Below are 15,731 nucleotides of genomic sequence, written 5' to 3'. Positions count from 1 at the left end.
AAGAACAAACATTCTTATTTTTCGTTGAATATAAATAGCATATTATACGACACTTTATTTAGTAAAAATAAGATAGCACACGCACCAAATCTTTAATAAAAAAAGTACCTTCACGCCAAATTAATAAGGAGTGCTGAGCATGACAGATTATTCGATTTACGTTAAACGTTTTCAAGCAGCTTTGGTTAGTCAGTCAAAATCTAATTATACAGTGAAGCAATATAGCTTAGATAGTGCACAGTTCGTAAATTTTATGAAAGAACAGCAATATGAAATATTAACAGTAGAGGTTGTACAAGCATATAGACAATGGTTGCTGGAGCATTACAGCTCATTACAAAGTGTCAATCGCAAGCTTGCGAGCTTAAAAAGCTTCGTTCATTTTTTACAAGCGCGCGATGTGATTCCTACACTTGCTGATGATTTATTCAGCCCAATTCCCTTTGAAAAAAAGGTGCTGCAAACGTTATCTCCATTCCAAATGCGTAAAGCATTACATGTGTGGCTTATTTCCTATGAAACGGCAGAGGAGGACGAAATTCGTTGGATGGCATTGCGCAATTATACGATTATGCGTGTTATTGCAACACTTGGCATTAAATCGAGTGAGGTTGTGCGCATGAAATGGTCACATATCCATGAAGGCTTTGTTCGTATATTAAGTAAGCGTAGCTATCGCGATTTACCGTTGCCACAAGCATTATTGGATGTACTACAATTTTATAAAGAAGAAACGAGCGAGCGCTTTGCGATTGCACAGGAAGTAGATTATATTTGGCTCGGCTTGGGCAATAAACAGGGTGATCCAATTACTGTAAAAACAATAGAGCGTTTATTTGCCTACGTCTCACAGCAAGTAGGCTTTGCCGTTACAACGACAAATATGCGCTATACAGCGATTCAACAGGATATGAAAAAGGAGCAACAAGAATTGGAGGATTTATATGAAAAATACGGCTATGCAAGAAAAGGTGTGCTGCAAGAACGAGCAACACGGATGGAAAAACCCGAGTAAAATGCTATAATTAAAAAAGGAGGCGGTACAATGCGATCAGAGGTAGAAATGTTTCAGCTTTTTTCAGATTTCGCATCACAGGATGAACGCATTCGTATTTCGGTGCTAGAGGGCTCACGCACGAATCGCAATATTCCACAAGATCATTATCAAGATTACGATATTAGCTTTTTTGTCACAAGCATGGATAGCTACTTAGAAAATGATGATTGGTTACAGCACTTTGGTGAGCTTGTTTTTGTCCAAAAGCCCGAAGACATGGAGCTTTTCCCTCCAGATTTTGAAAATTGGTTTACCTATATTTTATATTTTGCAGATGGAATTAAAATCGATTTAAGCTTAATCCCATTAACAGAGCTCAAAAATTATTTTCAAAGCTCAGATGGGTTAGTGGAGGTGCTACTGGATAAGGACAAGCGAATCTCGCAGGAGGTTATTGCGACAGACGAAAAATACTGGATTCAAAAACCGTCTGCACGCAGCTTTGATGATTGCTGCAATGAATTTTGGAGCGTTGCGACATATGTGGCAAAAGGCTTGCGCCGCAATGAGTTTTTATTTGCAATAGATCACTTGCATAACAACATAAGACAAGAGCTGCTGCGCATGATGTCATGGGACATCGGTATTCGCCAAGGCTTTACATTTAGTGTTGGGAAAAATTATAAATTTATTCAGCAGCATCTAGCGCCCGAAGTCTATGAAAAATTACTTCGTACCTACACAACAGCTGGAATTGAACAAACATGGCTTGCTTTTGAGCTATGCTGTGACATGTTCCGCGATATTTCTCACGAAGTAGCCGAAAAGCTTGGCTATGCGTATCCAAGCTATGATAAAAACATTACAGCCTGGATTGACAATACATATAAAAAGGGGAATAACTAAAATGGCTATCTCATTAATGGAAGCATATTTAATTGAATCATTACGACCAAATTACAGCTATGAACAAGTAGCAGCACAATTTGAAAACAAAGATTTATCATTATTTGAAGAGATGCAATCTGATTTCTCACTATTACAGCAGCTGTATGATACAGATAAAGCGCTTTTCAAAGAAGCTTATACAACAAGCTATCAAGTGAAATTTTTAACAATTAATGGCTTGAAAAATATTTTACGTATGCGCTTCGGTATTGATGAGAGTCAGTACGAATTACAGGAGTTTGGTGCTTATAATGTACCAGCGAATGTAGAGACAGAAAAGGAAATTGCAGCACTTGTTTCATCAAACTGGAAAATTGAACGTAACGGAGATACAATTCATATTTTTGTCTAGAGCTTGCAAAATTTGCGGTGCTGTGAAATAATAAATTATCAAGCTTTCTAGGGTTCCGTAGCAGATGCTTTTGCTAGTCTGGTCCGAGAGAAGGCGCACACAGCATATGTGTGTTACACGGAAGGATAAAAGCCTGGGAGAATGCAATCATTCTCTCTGGCTTTTTGTCATTTTTAAGGAGGAATTTACGATGAATTTAACATGGCTTCAAGTAATTATTGCAGCAGTTTTTGAGGTAGGTTGGGTTATTGGCTTAAAGCATGCTACGACACCTCTTGAATGGGGGTTAACGATTGTATGTATTATTGTGAGCTTTTATTTAATGATTCATGCAGGAAGCAAGCTGCCTGTTGGCACTGTGTATGCAGTGTTTGTTGGATTAGGTACAGCGGGGACGGTTATAGCGGATATGATCATTTTTGGTGAGCCTGTGCATGTAGGGAAATTGGTGCTAATCGCTATTTTATTAGCTGGAGTTATCGGCTTAAAACTCGTATCTGGTGAAAAGGAGGAGCAGGCATAATGGCATGGATTGTATTAATTTTAGCAGGATTGTGTGAAATGTTAGGTGTTTTTATGATGGGACGCATGTATCAAAAACGCGATATTGCTTCCTTTGTTTATATGATTATTGCCTTTTCGGCGAGCTTCGGCTTGCTAGCAATTGCCATGAAAACATTACCGATGGGAACAGCCTATGCGATTTGGACAGGAATCGGTGCTGCTGGTGGCGCTATCCTTGGCATGATCGCATTTGGTGAATCAAAGGATTGGCGACGTATTGTCTTTATTACGATGATTTTAGGTGCAACAATTGGTTTGAAATTGATGTAAAGGCTTAATGAAAATCACTTGAGCATATGCTATAATTTAAGTACAAAGAACCGAGGGAAGGAGTAACTAAATGACAGATCGCCAACTATTAGAATTACTCGTACACAAAGTAACAGGTATGGAAGGTAGCATACAAGACTTAAAGACTGAAATGCGAGAAGTAAAAACAGATGTACGAAGCTTAAAGACTGAAATGCAAGAAGTAAAAGCGGATGTGCAAAGCTTAAAGACTGAAATGCAAGAAGTAAAAGCGGATGTGCAAAGCTTAAAGACTGAAATGCAAGAAGTGAAAGCAGATGTGCAAAGCTTAAAGATTGAGATGCAAGAAGTAAAAGCGGATGTGCAAAATCTGAAGGCTGAACAGCAAAAAACAAATGATCGCTTAGATGGTATCGAGGCGAAGCTGCATATTGTTTATGAGCAAACAGGCCGATTGACTGAATATCATGCTGAAACGATGATGCGCTTTGAGCAAGTAGCGACCAAGGATGATTTAGAGTACTTTGCTCAAAAAATCGCTGAGCATGATCGAGATATTTTTTATTTGAAAAAAAGAGCGTAATATTCAATAGAGTGAGCGATAACGACCTAGACAGAGGCTGTTATCGCTCGCTTTTTTAATTCGTCCATATCGATAATTTTATAGCTGCGGCCGCATTTTTCTAGCAAGCCTTGTGCACAAAGCTGCGATAGCACATGTAATAAATGGCGATAGGAAACACCTAAATAATCACATACCTCCGTATGCTTTTCTTTATAAATGCCGTTATCTGCTAGCAGTACGATAAATTCTGCAAGGCGATTTTCGAGCGGATAGGCAAGGCTTTTCGAAAACTTAGCGGTCATTTCTGATGTTTTATTTCCTAAAAACGTCGATAAATAGCGTAAAAATACAACATCTGATAGCAGCTCTTTTTTACATTTGCTTATTGGCAGTGCTAAGCAAATAGTAGAATTCATCGTTTGAACACCTTTGGAATAATAATTTTCATCAAGTAGCTCTAGCTCACCAATAAAGGCATTTGGCTGTGCAAAGCTAATTAATGCGACCTTTCCATTTTCTTGTGTCATGTAAATTTTTGCTTTTCCCTCTACAAGAAAATATAAATACTGTGGAAAATGCCCCTCCTTAATAATCCAATTTCCACGTTCAAAGCGATGTACTTCCACTAAATTTGTAATATCGAATGAAAATAAATGATGAATTGGAAATTGCTCAATATAATATTTTTTCTCTTCATTTTGTAAAATTTGCATCGTAAACCACCTAAATATGAGATATCTCACATTATTTTAAAAGAAAGCATGCTATGATGCAAGACAGATGGAGGGATATACAATGAATAATCAACGCTGGATGTCACAAAATTTCTTTACGTTTTATATGACATGGGGCATCTTTTTACCATATTGGACAGGATTTTTAATAGAAGCAAAGGGCTTAACAGTTGCAGAGGCAAGCCTTATTATGAGCTTTGGATTAGTAGCAAGAGGGATTTCAACTATGTTTGCCTTTCCGTATATTTCAAGCAAATGGAGCAGCAAGCGTGTAGTAGATATATTAGCAGCAGCATCCATCATCACCGTATTATTTTTTATTCCTGCAAGCTCCTTTATTAGCTTATTCATGGTTACGCTATTGTTCAGCTTTTGCTTTCCTGCATTGATGCCAGCAATCGATAGCATGGCAGGAATACTTGTTCAACATGGACAATTGCATTATGGAAAAAGCCGTTCTTATGGATCTGTAGGCTTTGTCGTGATGGTGCTCATCGTCAGTGTCATAACGGGAAAATTCGGTGATAGTACAATTGCTTGGCTATTGCTTGGTGGATTGATTTTATTGTTTGCATTAAATATGCGACAAGCACCAGCGATTTTATTAGAGAAGCCGCTACGAGCAAAAGCTGGCAATCTTTCAATGAAGCAATTGTTCAAAACACCCAATTTTTTAATTGTCTTGCTTATTGCAATTTTATTACAAGGCGCACATGCTTCTTATTATAGTTACGGCTATATTTATTTGCAGGAGCTCCATGTACCAAAATATTATATTGGTTTGATTATTAATATCGGTGTTTTTGTAGAAATATTATTTTTCGCTCAATCAGATCGCTTTTTTGGACAATGGAAACCAGCCGCATTGCTAACCATTGCCGCAATTGGCTCAACGGTGCGTTGGCTAATGGTTGCACTTATACCAACAATTCCTGTCTTTATTTTATCGCAAACATTACATGCTGTATCATTTGCTTTAGCGCATTTTGCTGTCGTGCTGTTTTTCACACAGCACTTGCCGAAGGAACAAATTCCAAATGCACAAGGCATGTACAATGCTTTTGCGATGAGCTGGAGCACTGCGGTTTTAACATTGCTCGGTGGTTATTTATACGAAATCGAGCCGCGCTTCGCCTTTTTAGGAATGGTTGTATGTACGATACCTGCACTTGTTTTAGCATTGTATTTAAATAAGAAGAAATAAATTTTTGATTAAAAAGGGAGCGTCCCGAAATGACTTTTCGGGCGCTCTCTTTTCTATATTGAAAATTAAAAAAATCAGGCGTATTATATATACATATTCAAAGTTTTGAATATGTATATATAGAAAGGAGAGGTTTGATGGGAGGAGAGCTCCAGCAATTTAAAGCCGATTTTTTTAAAGCATTATCACACCCTTTACGTATACATATCCTTGAGCTACTTGCAGAAGGTGAAAAGAGTGTACAGGAAATTCAAGATGCACTCCAAAAAGAAGGCTCTGCGATTTCGCAGCAGCTAAGTGTTTTGCGGGCTAAAAATATTGTAGTTGGCGTGAAGGATGGCAAACGAGTTTTATATTCTTTGAGAGACCCGATGATTTTAGATTTGCTCGTTGTTGCAAGGAAAATTTTTAATAACCACCTTATCGATACAATTACGATGCTAGAGGAATTAGATGAGGAATAATAAATAGAAAAGAAGGGTTTGAGCATGGAGAAGCTGCAAATGGGAAGGTTTAAAGGATATTCATTAGCGGATTTTCGAAAAGATCTTTTATCTGGACTAATTGTAGGCATTGTCGCAATTCCACTCGCAATGTCCTTTGCTATTGCATCGGGAGTCAAGCCTGAATATGGAATTTACACAACGTTTATTGCGGGCATTATCATTTCATTATTTGGTGGTTCAAAATATCAAATTGGCGGACCGACAGGGGCTTTCGTTCCGATTTTACTAGGCATTGTCTTAGCATATGGCTATGAGGATTTATTGCTCGCAGGACTTATGGCTGGCTTGCTGCTATGCTTAATGGGCTTTTTTAAATTAGGCTCCTTAATTCAATTTATCCCACGCCCTGTGACAATTGGCTTTACAGCAGGTATTGCAGTCATTATTTTTACAGGGCAAATCGCCAATTTTTTAGGGCTAACAGAAATTGAAAAGCACGAAAATTTTATTGCAAATATGCGAGAGCTTGTTATGCATTTTGCCACAATTAATTTATATAATGTAGTGATTGCCCTCATTTGTTTAACAGTTATTTTAATAATGCCGAGAATTTTACCGAAAATACCTGGTTCTTTGGTTGGTATCATTATTTCTACAATTGTGGCCATTGTCTTTTTTGCTGGGCAAGTACCAACAATTGGTACAGCCTATGGAGCGATTCCGAATACATTGCCACAGTTTCAGCTACCTGACATCACATGGGAACGCATCGAACGTTTAATTGGCCCAGCATTTGTCATTGCGTTGCTTGGTGGCATTGAGTCACTGTTATCGGCAGTCGTTGCAGATGGCATGACAAAAACGCGGCATAACAGCAATAAAGAGCTTGTTGGGCAAGGCTTAGCGAATATCGTGACACCATTGTTTGGTGGAATTCCTGCAACAGGGGCGATTGCACGAACAGCGACAAATATTAAGAGTGGGGCGACATCGCCGATATCAGGTGTCGTCCATGGCATTTTTGTGTTGCTTGTCCTATTATTGTTCGCACCATATGCATCGCACATTCCACTTGCAAGCATGGCGCCAATTTTAATGGTTGTAGCATGGAATATGAGTGAGCGTCATCATTTTATGCATATTTTAAAATTAAAATCAGCAGATTCGCTCGTTTTAATCGTAACCTTTTTATTAACGGTGTTTACGAGCTTGACGATTGCGGTGGAAGTAGGCCTAGTGCTTGCGCTCATTTTATTTACAAAGCAAATGATTGATATCCCTACAATTTTCAAAGTGTTGCCAGACCATTCAAGAAAAAATGAAAAGATGCAGCCATACGTCGTTAATACGATGCATGACTGCCCGCAAATCAGCATTTATACAATGGAAGGCCCACTGTTTTTTGGTGCAGCACAAATGTTTGAGCAAACGATTTTGTCAACAGCTGAGCCTAAGCCAAACATATTAATTTTACGTATGAGCAAAGTGCCATTTATGGATACAACAGGTGAGGCTTATTTCGATAATATTGTTCAGGAGTTTAAGGGAACCATTCTTGTGACTGGTCTATCACCACGTTTGCAGTCAGCCATGAAAAAAAGTGGCCTGTATGATAAAATTGGCAAACAGTACTTCTTTGAGCATACAGGTCAGGCAATTGATGTCGCACTACGCTATTTAGATAACACAAAATGCATTGGCTGTCAGCACTTTGCCTTTCGAGAGTGTGCACAATTGACAAAAGGAGTGGTGCAATGGGAATTGCCAGATTAAGACCATTTAGTATTCTATGAACGAAATAACTTAATGGATTGGTTAATGGCTAATCAGCTCACTAAAGACAAACAAAAAATTGCGTTGATAGAGACGTGGGAAAATAGCCCTTCTGCTCTGCAAAGACGGACTTTCTGATATTATCAAGCGCGATTGAGATGGACTGGACAAACACCACCTGATAACACTGCAAACTTACTAGCTGCAATAGAAGCTACTATTGCGCAGGAAGAGCCAGAAGTTCAATGGGCTATGAATTTCACCGCAGGCTGGATAGGTGTTTATGATGAAAAGAATCGTGCGCGTTGTATGAAGCTTGGTGAGCAAACGGGTCTGTACAAAGATGAAATGGTAGCCAAAGGATGTACCCCTAGCTATTTACCAGATTTTATTACAATTGAAGTTAATAAACGACATACTAATTAGTTGTCTTTGAAAAAATTATTAAGGTTTAATGCGAAAAAATAATCGAAAAGCCTAATTTCTTTTTATTGGAAATTAGGCTTTTCTTAATTACCTGCAAAATTTTTTGAGCATTTTATAAAATAACCCTTTATAAATAATATCGAGTATTGCTGCAATACATAACATAGCAGAAATGACGATTGTTTGTTTTTTCATTTTGAAGGCCCCTTTCAATACATGACTCGCTTCATTTTAACACGGAAAAATAGTATTTATCTTATAAAATTTAAAATAGTAGGAGGCTACTCATGTATAAGAAGATCATTGCTTTTTCAATGGCAACTCTTATCTTATCAGGCTGTAATTTACCACAAAGCTCAAAGGGGACAAATATTGAAATAAGTGAATCGCTTCATAACTATGATAAGGAAATGCTTTTAACTGCTTTGAAGAAGCATCCTGAATTCCCTGAACTTAATCCTGATGAAACGATTACGATTAAAGAAAAAAATGAAACAGTGACCTATTTTTCGCAAATAGAATATCGTCCTGGTAAATCAGAGAATAATGAATTTACAGAAGTAGAGGCTTCTACTGCCGAATACTTCATTACTTTGGTTAAGGTATTAGAATTAGAGGGGAATAAAATTAAAAACTATTGGAAATATCAATATTTCCCCTCGACAAGTAAAGTCTCTTTAATTGAGAGCGAGGAAAATTCCTCTTGATAAATAGGTGAGATATTGCTTATATTTTAATGAAAATTGCCTATCTTTAAAAAGGCTCTCAGACGAAGTGAGATGTATCATTGTACGTAAGACCGATTTTCACTTCGTTAAAATGCGTTTTTACAAATACGGAACAAATGTTCTTTTAGGAGGGAATGTATGGAGAAAACTAAAATAATTGCACATCATCTTGAATTCGGGGAATTTGTCGCTTCACTGCGTGCGTTGAGCGAGGAGGTGTTACGGAAACCTATCACTGAAGGGGAGTGGTCGATTATAGAGATAATCGGTCATTTGATTGCGTGGGATGAATTTGTATTACATGAAAGAATACCATACTTCGTTGGCGGGGGCACTTTTCCGGCTGGACCAGATGTGACTGTGTTCAATGAACAAGCTGCAGCATCCACCCGTAAAAAGGAAGCCGCTGTCGTACTTGATGCATTTTTGTGTGGTCGAACTCAATTGATTGAACGATTAACTGAAATACCAGATGCGCTTTGGGAAACTGAAATAACAATTCATCAATCCCAACTAACTTTATTTAGTTATTTTAAAGGGCTGATGACACATGATTTACATCATATAGCGCAAATAAAAGAAGTAATATAACAAAAAAGTTCCCAAATATCAATTTGGGAACTTTTTAAATAATTAAAAACAGCACGAATTGTCCGCACTGTTTCAATATGTAATCATTAAAGCTGTAAATATGCTAATCATTTATGTACTCACGTTTTTCATTCAAATATTTACAGCGATTTATACAAATGCCATCTTTGTTTATTCAACGAAAGTAATTTCTGAAAATGAGCAACAACGCTTTAACGCCTGGAGAAGCATGGCACAATCATCCGGCTTTATATTAGGTCCAATGATTACGGGCCTGTTTTTCTTTATCGGTACAGCCCATTTAGCGATTGTCATGAATAGTACCGCATTAATAATTGCTGCATTACTTCTCGGAAAATGCCCTCATATAAGCGAGACAGGCATACAACAACGAGTTACGTTTGCAACGATTCAAGCTGATTGGCGCATCGTCTATCTATATGCCCACAAGCATCTTTCGATTAGCTTTATTTTTATTTTGAACGGTCTTTTCATTGTTTGCTTAACAGCTATCGATTCATTAGAGGCAGCATTTGTGACTAGAACATTGCAAATGTCAGAAAGCACATATGGACTATTAGTCAGCATCGCGGGTAGCGGCTTTATTGCCGGTTCGATTTGTAATATGAAATGGCTCGTTAAGCCGTTAAACGCTATCTTTTATGGCGTGTTATGCTGTAGCGTCGGTTATTTATGTTATGGACTAGCACAAAATTGGTGGATGGCCGCACTTGGATTTTTTATTTTATCCTTCGCAAACAGCTTTGTAAGTGTCGGTTTTATGACCTATATTCAACAAGCGTTACCAGCAGCGATGTTAGGTCGATTTACTGCTATTTTTAGCTTACTTGAAGCATTTACAACCATCACTATTTTGCTGTTGCTAAGTATTGCTACACAAATCATTTCATTGCGAATGCTTGTATTATTAGGCATTTGTTTGCTGTGGGGATTAGCCTTTTTATACGGGGTTTATTACATCAAGCATCGAAGTGCTGTATACTGAAAGGGAGGTGAAGATTGTGCTCCCGAAAATTTTAAAGGATTTTTTAATATATTTAACAACGATTACAGGAAAATCACAGCGAACACGCAAAGAATACGAATATGATTTAGTGCTGTTTTTTCGATTTTTAAAGGCAATCGAGCAGGATATTACGCTAACAGACTTACAAAAAATTAATATTTCCGATGTGACAATCGAAATGATTAAGGAAATTACGCTCGAGGATTTATATTTATTTATGGAATATTGCGAGGTACAACGAGGAAATTCGCCAGCCGCACGCGCGCGTAAAGTCGCGACATTAAAATCCTTTTTCAAATACTTAAAGGGCAAGCGTCGTTTAATAGAGGATAATCCAGCAGATGAGCTAGAAACACCGAAAATCGGAAGGAAAACGCCTGTTTATTTAAATTTACAGGAAACACGCCAATTTATTGCAGCAACAACAGCACAGCCTTATAGCGAACGTGATTATTGCATGATGATGTTTTTCTTAAATTTAGGTATTCGCGTTACCGAGCTTTGTTCCTTAAATTTGCAATCGATTCAAGGACGTCATATTACAGTTATCGGAAAGGGTAATAAGGAGCGTACTGTATTTATGAACGAAAGCTGCTATGAGGCCTTGCAGGCATATTTACCAAAACGCCATACCTATAAAGGGGACGGGGCTGAGCCGCTTTTCGTATCGCAAAAGGGAACACGCTTTGCAAGACAATCGATTGCGAAAATCGTTAAACAGTTGAATACAGCCACACTAAATAAGGAAAAGCTCACACCGCATAAGCTGCGCCATACATCCGCCACATTAATGTATCGTGCAGGCGCTGATATTCGCAGCCTACAGCATATATTAGGGCATTCCAGTGTAGCAACAACACAAATTTATACGCATATTGAGGACGAGCAAATTCAAGAAGTGATGAAAAATAATCCACTAAATGACAAAAACCAAACTTTATGAACCACTCATAAAGTTTGGTTATTTATGTTTTTTCTTCATATATTAAATACCCGCTCGCACTGTGCGTGCCTGTTCTGTAAAGGATGCTAACTGCTCTTGTGATAATTGCAATAAATAAAAGTGAAAATTGACAGGCTCAACACCGAATTGCTCACACTTTTCTAAGTAATGCTCATAGCCTTCACGATACATCGACATAAACAACACTCCTTTGTAATATAACAGATTTAATTTCATGATATTAATATAGTACAGAAATCCTTTGCCTGTCAACCTATTTATTTCAGAAAATTCCGCATTATATAGTTTACATAATATTATTATCCGTAAAATGTATTCATTAAATAAATATGACGAATGTGAAGAATGTCATATTCTAATAAGTAGCGCTAATGATAAAATCACTATTGAATAGAACAAAGATAATAGATTATACTTATAGATAGTGCATTTTAGCTAAATTTTAACTCGATTCAGCACGATTTTCTGTTACAAAAGAAGATAATTCAATCAAAAGGGATTCAAGCCCCTTGCTGAAGCAAGTTAATTCTCCGGCGGATGTCACAGATTTTTTCGAAAATCTGGACAGCAATTACACGAAGATGTAATTGATTTGTAAGAGTAATTTATGAACAGGGAGAAAGTTAAATGATGAATAACTCTCATATTTTAACGAATATGGAGCTTACGTATGATGAGCTAAAGGATATTAAAGCCGCATTAGATGAATCAGCTATCGTAGCTGTAACAGATGGGCGTGGAATTATTACAAATGTTAATGATCGATTTTGTCAAATTTCCCAATATAGTCGTGCAGAACTAATTGGACAGGATCATCGCATTTTAAACTCTGGTCATCATCCAAAAGCATTTTTCAAAGAATTATGGCGCACAATTAGCAAAGGGGACACATGGAGCGGGGAAGTTTGTAATAGGGCGAAGGATGGAACGCTTTATTGGGTGCAAACGACAATTGTTCCGTTTTTAAATGACAAGGGGAAGCCATACCAATATATCTCGATACGCACAGATATTACCGCCCAAAAAAATATAAAAAAGTATACGCATTTTGCTTTTCACGATGATTTGACAGGCTTGCCAAACCGTCGTAGCCTTTTAAATACATTGGAAAGGCAAATAGAAATCGCTGAAAGAAATCAAACGAAATTTGCACTTTTTTTCATCGATATCAATCGCTTTAAAAATATAAATGATGGCCTTGGCCACAAAGTAGGGGATATGTTCCTACAGGAATTTGCGAAACGGTTAAATAGTATTGCTACAGAAAAAGATGCGGTTTTCCGATTAAACGGAGATGAGTTTGTCTACCTTTTAAAAGATGATTCACAAATTAAAGCAATCGCACAAAGCATTATCAATATTTGCAAAGAGAGCTTTAATTTTTATGATTATGAGTTTTACATTAGCGTTAGCATGGGCATTAGTATATTCCCTGACCATGGTAATACAATATCAAAATTGTTGCGTTGCGCAGATATTGCGATGTACGCAGCTAAGCAAAAAAGCAGAAATAATTATGTTATCTTTGAAGCAAACATGAAAGGTGTCGATGACCGCTTACTGCATCTTGAAACAAAAATACACCAAGCGCTTCGAGATGATGCTTTCGAGCTTCATTATCAACCGAAGTATAGTTTGCAGGATAATAAAATGACAGGGATGGAAGCACTTATACGTTGGAATGATGACGAATTAGGCTTTATCCCACCAGATCAATTTATTCCATTTGCTGAGCGATGTGGTTTAATATCTGCAATTGGGGAATGGGTTTTAAAACAAGCAACTGCGCAAATAAAAAAATGGAACGAAGCCTACAATAGCCATTTACGCGTTGCAGTCAATATTTCGCCGATTCATATTGCAGAAGCAACCTTTATTCCAAGATTAGAAGCAATATTAGATGAAACGCAGGCAAACCCGCAGCATTTAGAAATTGAAATTACTGAAATGTCGATGATGGATTACACGGATGAGCTCATTGAAAAAATAAAAGAGATGAAAAAAATGGGCATTGCCATATCGCTAGATGACTTTGGTACAGGCTATGCCTCATTAAGCTATTTGCGTCAGTTTCCATTCGATGCCTTAAAGATCGATCGTACATTTATTCAAAACATCCGAACGACGCCTTCAGGTGAATCGATGGTTGCAGCGATTATTTCATTAGCAAATGCTTTAAATTTAAATGTTGTTGCTGAAGGTGTTGAACAATCTGAAGAGCTCGACATATTGAAAAAGCATAATTGTCAATCTGTGCAAGGATATTACTTCAGTAAACCGTTAACAGTAGAAAATTTAACAGCATTACTAGCAGCGCAAAAGCAAAAATGAAAGCAGCCACTCTATTTTTAAAAATAAAAAGAGTCCCATATACGAGTCATATCTAATATATGGGACTTGCTTATTTTTGGACTGCCCTTCTTTTTCTTACCAAACAATCTTATTTACTGAATAGCTGATATTAAAACTTCAATTAGGTAGTCCTGATCATTTACATTGCATGTAAATACATATACAGGCTGATAATAACCTTTTGTATCATAAGTATAGGTTAAGCGAACATTCTTTATCGTTAATGTATCACCTTTTTGTAAAGGCTGGTACGTGCTAAACTCTCCGTTTACCAATGCATTATATGCTTGCTGTTGTGAAATTAATTGCTTTTTCGCAACCATTTCATTGTCACTAATATCAAATAAGATGTCGGGTACTGGCTGATTAAAAAAACTAATCATAACCAGACCTTTAGAGAAATCTTCACATGTGGATTGTAAATTCTCTGGTTCAGCTAAATCCCAACGAATTGTACGTTCATCTTGCTGCTGATAGATAGCGTTATTAGGGAGTAGTCCTTCATTTTTTAACCAATTTTCTAAAAGTTGCTTCTGTTGTTTAATATCAACTTTTAAAGGGGCATCATTTATATTATCTAATGATACAGACCAAGAGCCATTTGACATGAAATACGTTAAATAATAAGCATTCCCTTCATCGTCTTGAAATGTAAATATACGATTATCCCCATCAATCCGCATGCCACCTTGTTGTTGCAAATTAAATTGTTTTGCAATAGATTGAGCAATTAAATTTCCCTTTTTTACATCATTCACATCTTTATTGTAATAAACGCATGCGTTAAGTGATTTATTGGAAAGCTCCGTTTCCAGTTCCATTTTGATGTGCTCCATATTTTGTTTTTGTGCAGGTTTGAATGGCAGATTTCCAAATTCCTGTGCGGTATACACACCATTTGCCACGCCAAATAAAGCAATAAAAACTAGTGGAATAGAAATAGCTTTCACAATCGGGATGAATGTTAATTTTCGTTGTTCGTTCCATAAAATGAATACCATCACAATAAAGTATCCTGCTAAACTCCCAATGGTATTATGCAAAAGGTCATCTAATTCAAAAATCCCTTTACCTGTAATCAATTGGGACAGTTCAATACAAGCCGTGAAAATAATTGATATGACGAGCACACGCCAAAATGATTTGTTTTTATGATGAATCAATGGTAATAGCACACCTAGCGGTACAAACATTAACATATTAAAGATGATTAATTGAAATTCAGTCAGCGACCAAGCATTCCATGCATTTATATAACTGGTGAATAAATCAAAATTAATCTGTCCTGTATACCTTGCCCCTCGACTGAGAGTAGTGATTCCAAGTACAACAATGAACCAACAAATAAGTAAGGTGATGAAAACAAATTTAGAAAAACGTATTGGATACTTTCTTTGATAAAATTTTCTATATACAAAGTAGCCAATCATCAAAATTGCGATGATAAAAATAGAATATTTTACATATGGTAAAAGACCGAATACTATACTAATTAAATCCATTATAACGTAACCTCCTAAATGATTTGACTTGTTCATTGTAGCAAGAAGTTCTTAAGGTTTTTTTAGTGTAAAACTTAAGATTTTATGAAGGATTTCAAAAAGATGGTTGCTATTCGCCTAGACAAATAGAAAACCAACTGTTTTGATTAAACTTTGTTTCAAAACAGTTGGTTTCCTTCTGTATAAAATCAGCATTTGCAATCAAACTTTATTAAAAAGCTACATCTATATAAAAATAGAGTAGGAGGGAGCGATTAACTCCCGTCCTCTCACACCACCGTACGTACGGATCCGTATACGGCGGTTCAA

General features: G+C 36.9%; 17 protein-coding genes, 1 pseudogene and 1 riboswitch. Of the genes and pseudogenes, 15 read left to right on the top strand and 3 right to left on the bottom strand.

Translation table 11 applies throughout. The features are described 5' to 3' along the window. The first annotated feature begins 139 nt into the window (after positions 1-139). The 6 genes from M3Z76_RS14255 (at position 140) to M3Z76_RS14230 (ending at position 3,693) form a co-directional block, all read left to right on the top strand. Entirely contained in the window at positions 140-1,015 is an 876-nt protein-coding gene (locus tag M3Z76_RS14255; protein WP_293928445.1) for a tyrosine-type recombinase/integrase, read from the top strand. Between the two features lie 30 nt (positions 1,016-1,045). After that, entirely contained in the window at positions 1,046-1,903 is an 858-nt protein-coding gene (gene ant(6) / locus M3Z76_RS14250) for an aminoglycoside 6-adenylyltransferase (RefSeq protein WP_293928446.1), read from the top strand. Position 1,904: 1 nt separating this feature from the next. Continuing rightward, positions 1,905-2,297: a hypothetical protein gene (locus tag M3Z76_RS14245; RefSeq protein ID WP_293928448.1), complete on the top strand. Its 393-nt coding sequence runs from the start codon at positions 1,905-1,907 to the stop codon at positions 2,295-2,297. Between the two features lie 36 nt (positions 2,298-2,333). Further along, positions 2,334-2,439, top strand: a riboswitch (guanidine-I (ykkC/yxkD leader). Between the two features lie 48 nt (positions 2,440-2,487). Continuing rightward, positions 2,488-2,820 carry a DMT family transporter gene (locus tag M3Z76_RS14240; RefSeq protein ID WP_293928450.1) on the top strand — a complete coding sequence of 111 codons (333 nt, stop codon included), beginning with the start codon at positions 2,488-2,490 and terminating at the stop codon, positions 2,818-2,820. Continuing rightward, positions 2,820-3,131 (top strand): DMT family transporter, encoded by a 312-nt coding sequence (locus M3Z76_RS14235; RefSeq protein WP_293928452.1) that lies wholly within the window; start codon positions 2,820-2,822, stop codon positions 3,129-3,131. Before M3Z76_RS14240 ends, M3Z76_RS14235 begins: the two co-directional genes overlap by 1 nt. Before the next feature lie 70 nt (positions 3,132-3,201). Continuing rightward, positions 3,202-3,693, top strand: a complete 492-nt coding sequence (locus tag M3Z76_RS14230) for a hypothetical protein (protein ID WP_293928453.1) — start codon at positions 3,202-3,204, stop codon at positions 3,691-3,693. A gap of 26 nt (positions 3,694-3,719) precedes the next feature. Here M3Z76_RS14230 and yeiL read toward each other — a convergent pair whose 3' ends face one another. Further along, on the bottom strand, positions 3,720-4,388 hold the full coding sequence (gene yeiL / locus M3Z76_RS14225; RefSeq protein WP_293928454.1) for a transcriptional regulator YeiL: 669 nt from the start codon (positions 4,386-4,388) through the stop codon (positions 3,720-3,722). Between the two features lie 82 nt (positions 4,389-4,470). On the opposite strand from yeiL, the gene M3Z76_RS14220 reads away from it, so the two are divergent. The 8 genes and pseudogenes from M3Z76_RS14220 (at position 4,471) to M3Z76_RS14185 (ending at position 11,547) form a co-directional block, all read left to right on the top strand. Next, positions 4,471-5,613, top strand: coding sequence for a 3-phenylpropionate MFS transporter (locus M3Z76_RS14220; RefSeq protein WP_293928456.1), 1,143 nt, complete (start codon positions 4,471-4,473; stop codon positions 5,611-5,613). A gap of 137 nt (positions 5,614-5,750) precedes the next feature. After that, positions 5,751-6,077: an ArsR/SmtB family transcription factor gene (locus tag M3Z76_RS14215; protein ID WP_293928458.1), complete on the top strand. Its 327-nt coding sequence runs from the start codon at positions 5,751-5,753 to the stop codon at positions 6,075-6,077. A 24-nt stretch (positions 6,078-6,101) separates the two neighbouring features. Next, complete coding sequence (locus M3Z76_RS14210) at positions 6,102-7,832, top strand: SulP family inorganic anion transporter (RefSeq protein ID WP_293928459.1); 1,731 nt, start codon at positions 6,102-6,104, stop codon at positions 7,830-7,832. A gap of 12 nt (positions 7,833-7,844) precedes the next feature. Beyond that, positions 7,845-8,258, top strand: a pseudogene (locus M3Z76_RS14205) (DNA alkylation repair protein); the annotation flags it as partial. Between the two features lie 287 nt (positions 8,259-8,545). Further along, complete coding sequence (locus M3Z76_RS14200) at positions 8,546-8,965, top strand: hypothetical protein (protein ID WP_293928460.1); 420 nt, start codon at positions 8,546-8,548, stop codon at positions 8,963-8,965. A gap of 159 nt (positions 8,966-9,124) precedes the next feature. Then, on the top strand, positions 9,125-9,577 hold the full coding sequence (locus tag M3Z76_RS14195; protein WP_293928462.1) for a DinB family protein: 453 nt from the start codon (positions 9,125-9,127) through the stop codon (positions 9,575-9,577). A 58-nt stretch (positions 9,578-9,635) separates the two neighbouring features. Further along, a complete protein-coding gene (locus M3Z76_RS14190; protein WP_293928464.1) occupies positions 9,636-10,583 on the top strand; it encodes an MFS transporter in 948 nt (315 codons plus the stop codon). 13 nt (positions 10,584-10,596) lie between these two features. After that, positions 10,597-11,547 carry a tyrosine recombinase XerC gene (locus M3Z76_RS14185; RefSeq protein ID WP_293928473.1) on the top strand — a complete coding sequence of 317 codons (951 nt, stop codon included), beginning with the start codon at positions 10,597-10,599 and terminating at the stop codon, positions 11,545-11,547. Between the two features lie 42 nt (positions 11,548-11,589). Here the strand turns inward: M3Z76_RS14185 and M3Z76_RS14180 are convergent, their stop codons facing one another. Next, entirely contained in the window at positions 11,590-11,745 is a 156-nt protein-coding gene (locus M3Z76_RS14180) for a transcriptional regulator (protein WP_293928465.1), read from the bottom strand. A 450-nt stretch (positions 11,746-12,195) separates the two neighbouring features. Between M3Z76_RS14180 and M3Z76_RS14175 the strand changes: the two genes are divergently transcribed. Continuing rightward, the gene (locus M3Z76_RS14175; RefSeq protein WP_293928466.1) at positions 12,196-13,899 is read left to right on the top strand and encodes a putative bifunctional diguanylate cyclase/phosphodiesterase; all 1,704 of its coding nucleotides are present in this window, start codon (positions 12,196-12,198) and stop codon (positions 13,897-13,899) included. A 113-nt stretch (positions 13,900-14,012) separates the two neighbouring features. On the opposite strand, the gene M3Z76_RS14170 is transcribed toward M3Z76_RS14175, so the two are convergent. Beyond that, on the bottom strand, positions 14,013-15,422 hold the full coding sequence (locus M3Z76_RS14170; RefSeq protein ID WP_293928468.1) for a VanZ family protein: 1,410 nt from the start codon (positions 15,420-15,422) through the stop codon (positions 14,013-14,015). Positions 15,423-15,731 lie beyond the last annotated feature (309 nt).

It is taken from the genome of Metasolibacillus sp. (assembly GCF_025291715.1).
In the GTDB taxonomy this organism is placed as follows: Bacteria; Bacillota; Bacilli; order Bacillales_A; family Planococcaceae; genus Metasolibacillus; species Metasolibacillus louembei.
Note: the sequence above shows the minus strand (reverse complement) of the source record. Positions and strands in the feature narration are given on the sequence as shown.

Bases quoted from the DNA above. Each gene is read 5' to 3' on its own strand.
- M3Z76_RS14255 (WP_293928445.1), top strand. From the start codon at position 140: ATGACAGATTATTCGATTTACGTTAAACGTTTTCAAGCAGCTTTGGTT.
- M3Z76_RS14245 (WP_293928448.1), top strand. From the start codon at position 1,905: ATGGCTATCTCATTAATGGAAGCATATTTAATTGAATCATTACGACCA.
- M3Z76_RS14240 (WP_293928450.1), top strand. From the start codon at position 2,488: ATGAATTTAACATGGCTTCAAGTAATTATTGCAGCAGTTTTTGAGGTA.
- M3Z76_RS14235 (WP_293928452.1), top strand. From the start codon at position 2,820: ATGGCATGGATTGTATTAATTTTAGCAGGATTGTGTGAAATGTTAGGT.
- M3Z76_RS14230 (WP_293928453.1), top strand. From the start codon at position 3,202: ATGACAGATCGCCAACTATTAGAATTACTCGTACACAAAGTAACAGGT.
- yeiL (WP_293928454.1), bottom strand. From the start codon at position 4,388: ATGCAAATTTTACAAAATGAAGAGAAAAAATATTATATTGAGCAATTT.
- M3Z76_RS14220 (WP_293928456.1), top strand. From the start codon at position 4,471: ATGAATAATCAACGCTGGATGTCACAAAATTTCTTTACGTTTTATATG.
- M3Z76_RS14215 (WP_293928458.1), top strand. From the start codon at position 5,751: ATGGGAGGAGAGCTCCAGCAATTTAAAGCCGATTTTTTTAAAGCATTA.
- M3Z76_RS14210 (WP_293928459.1), top strand. From the start codon at position 6,102: ATGGAGAAGCTGCAAATGGGAAGGTTTAAAGGATATTCATTAGCGGAT.
- M3Z76_RS14200 (WP_293928460.1), top strand. From the start codon at position 8,546: ATGTATAAGAAGATCATTGCTTTTTCAATGGCAACTCTTATCTTATCA.
- M3Z76_RS14195 (WP_293928462.1), top strand. From the start codon at position 9,125: ATGGAGAAAACTAAAATAATTGCACATCATCTTGAATTCGGGGAATTT.
- M3Z76_RS14180 (WP_293928465.1), bottom strand. From the start codon at position 11,745: ATGTCGATGTATCGTGAAGGCTATGAGCATTACTTAGAAAAGTGTGAG.
- M3Z76_RS14175 (WP_293928466.1), top strand. From the start codon at position 12,196: ATGATGAATAACTCTCATATTTTAACGAATATGGAGCTTACGTATGAT.
- M3Z76_RS14170 (WP_293928468.1), bottom strand. From the start codon at position 15,422: ATGGATTTAATTAGTATAGTATTCGGTCTTTTACCATATGTAAAATAT.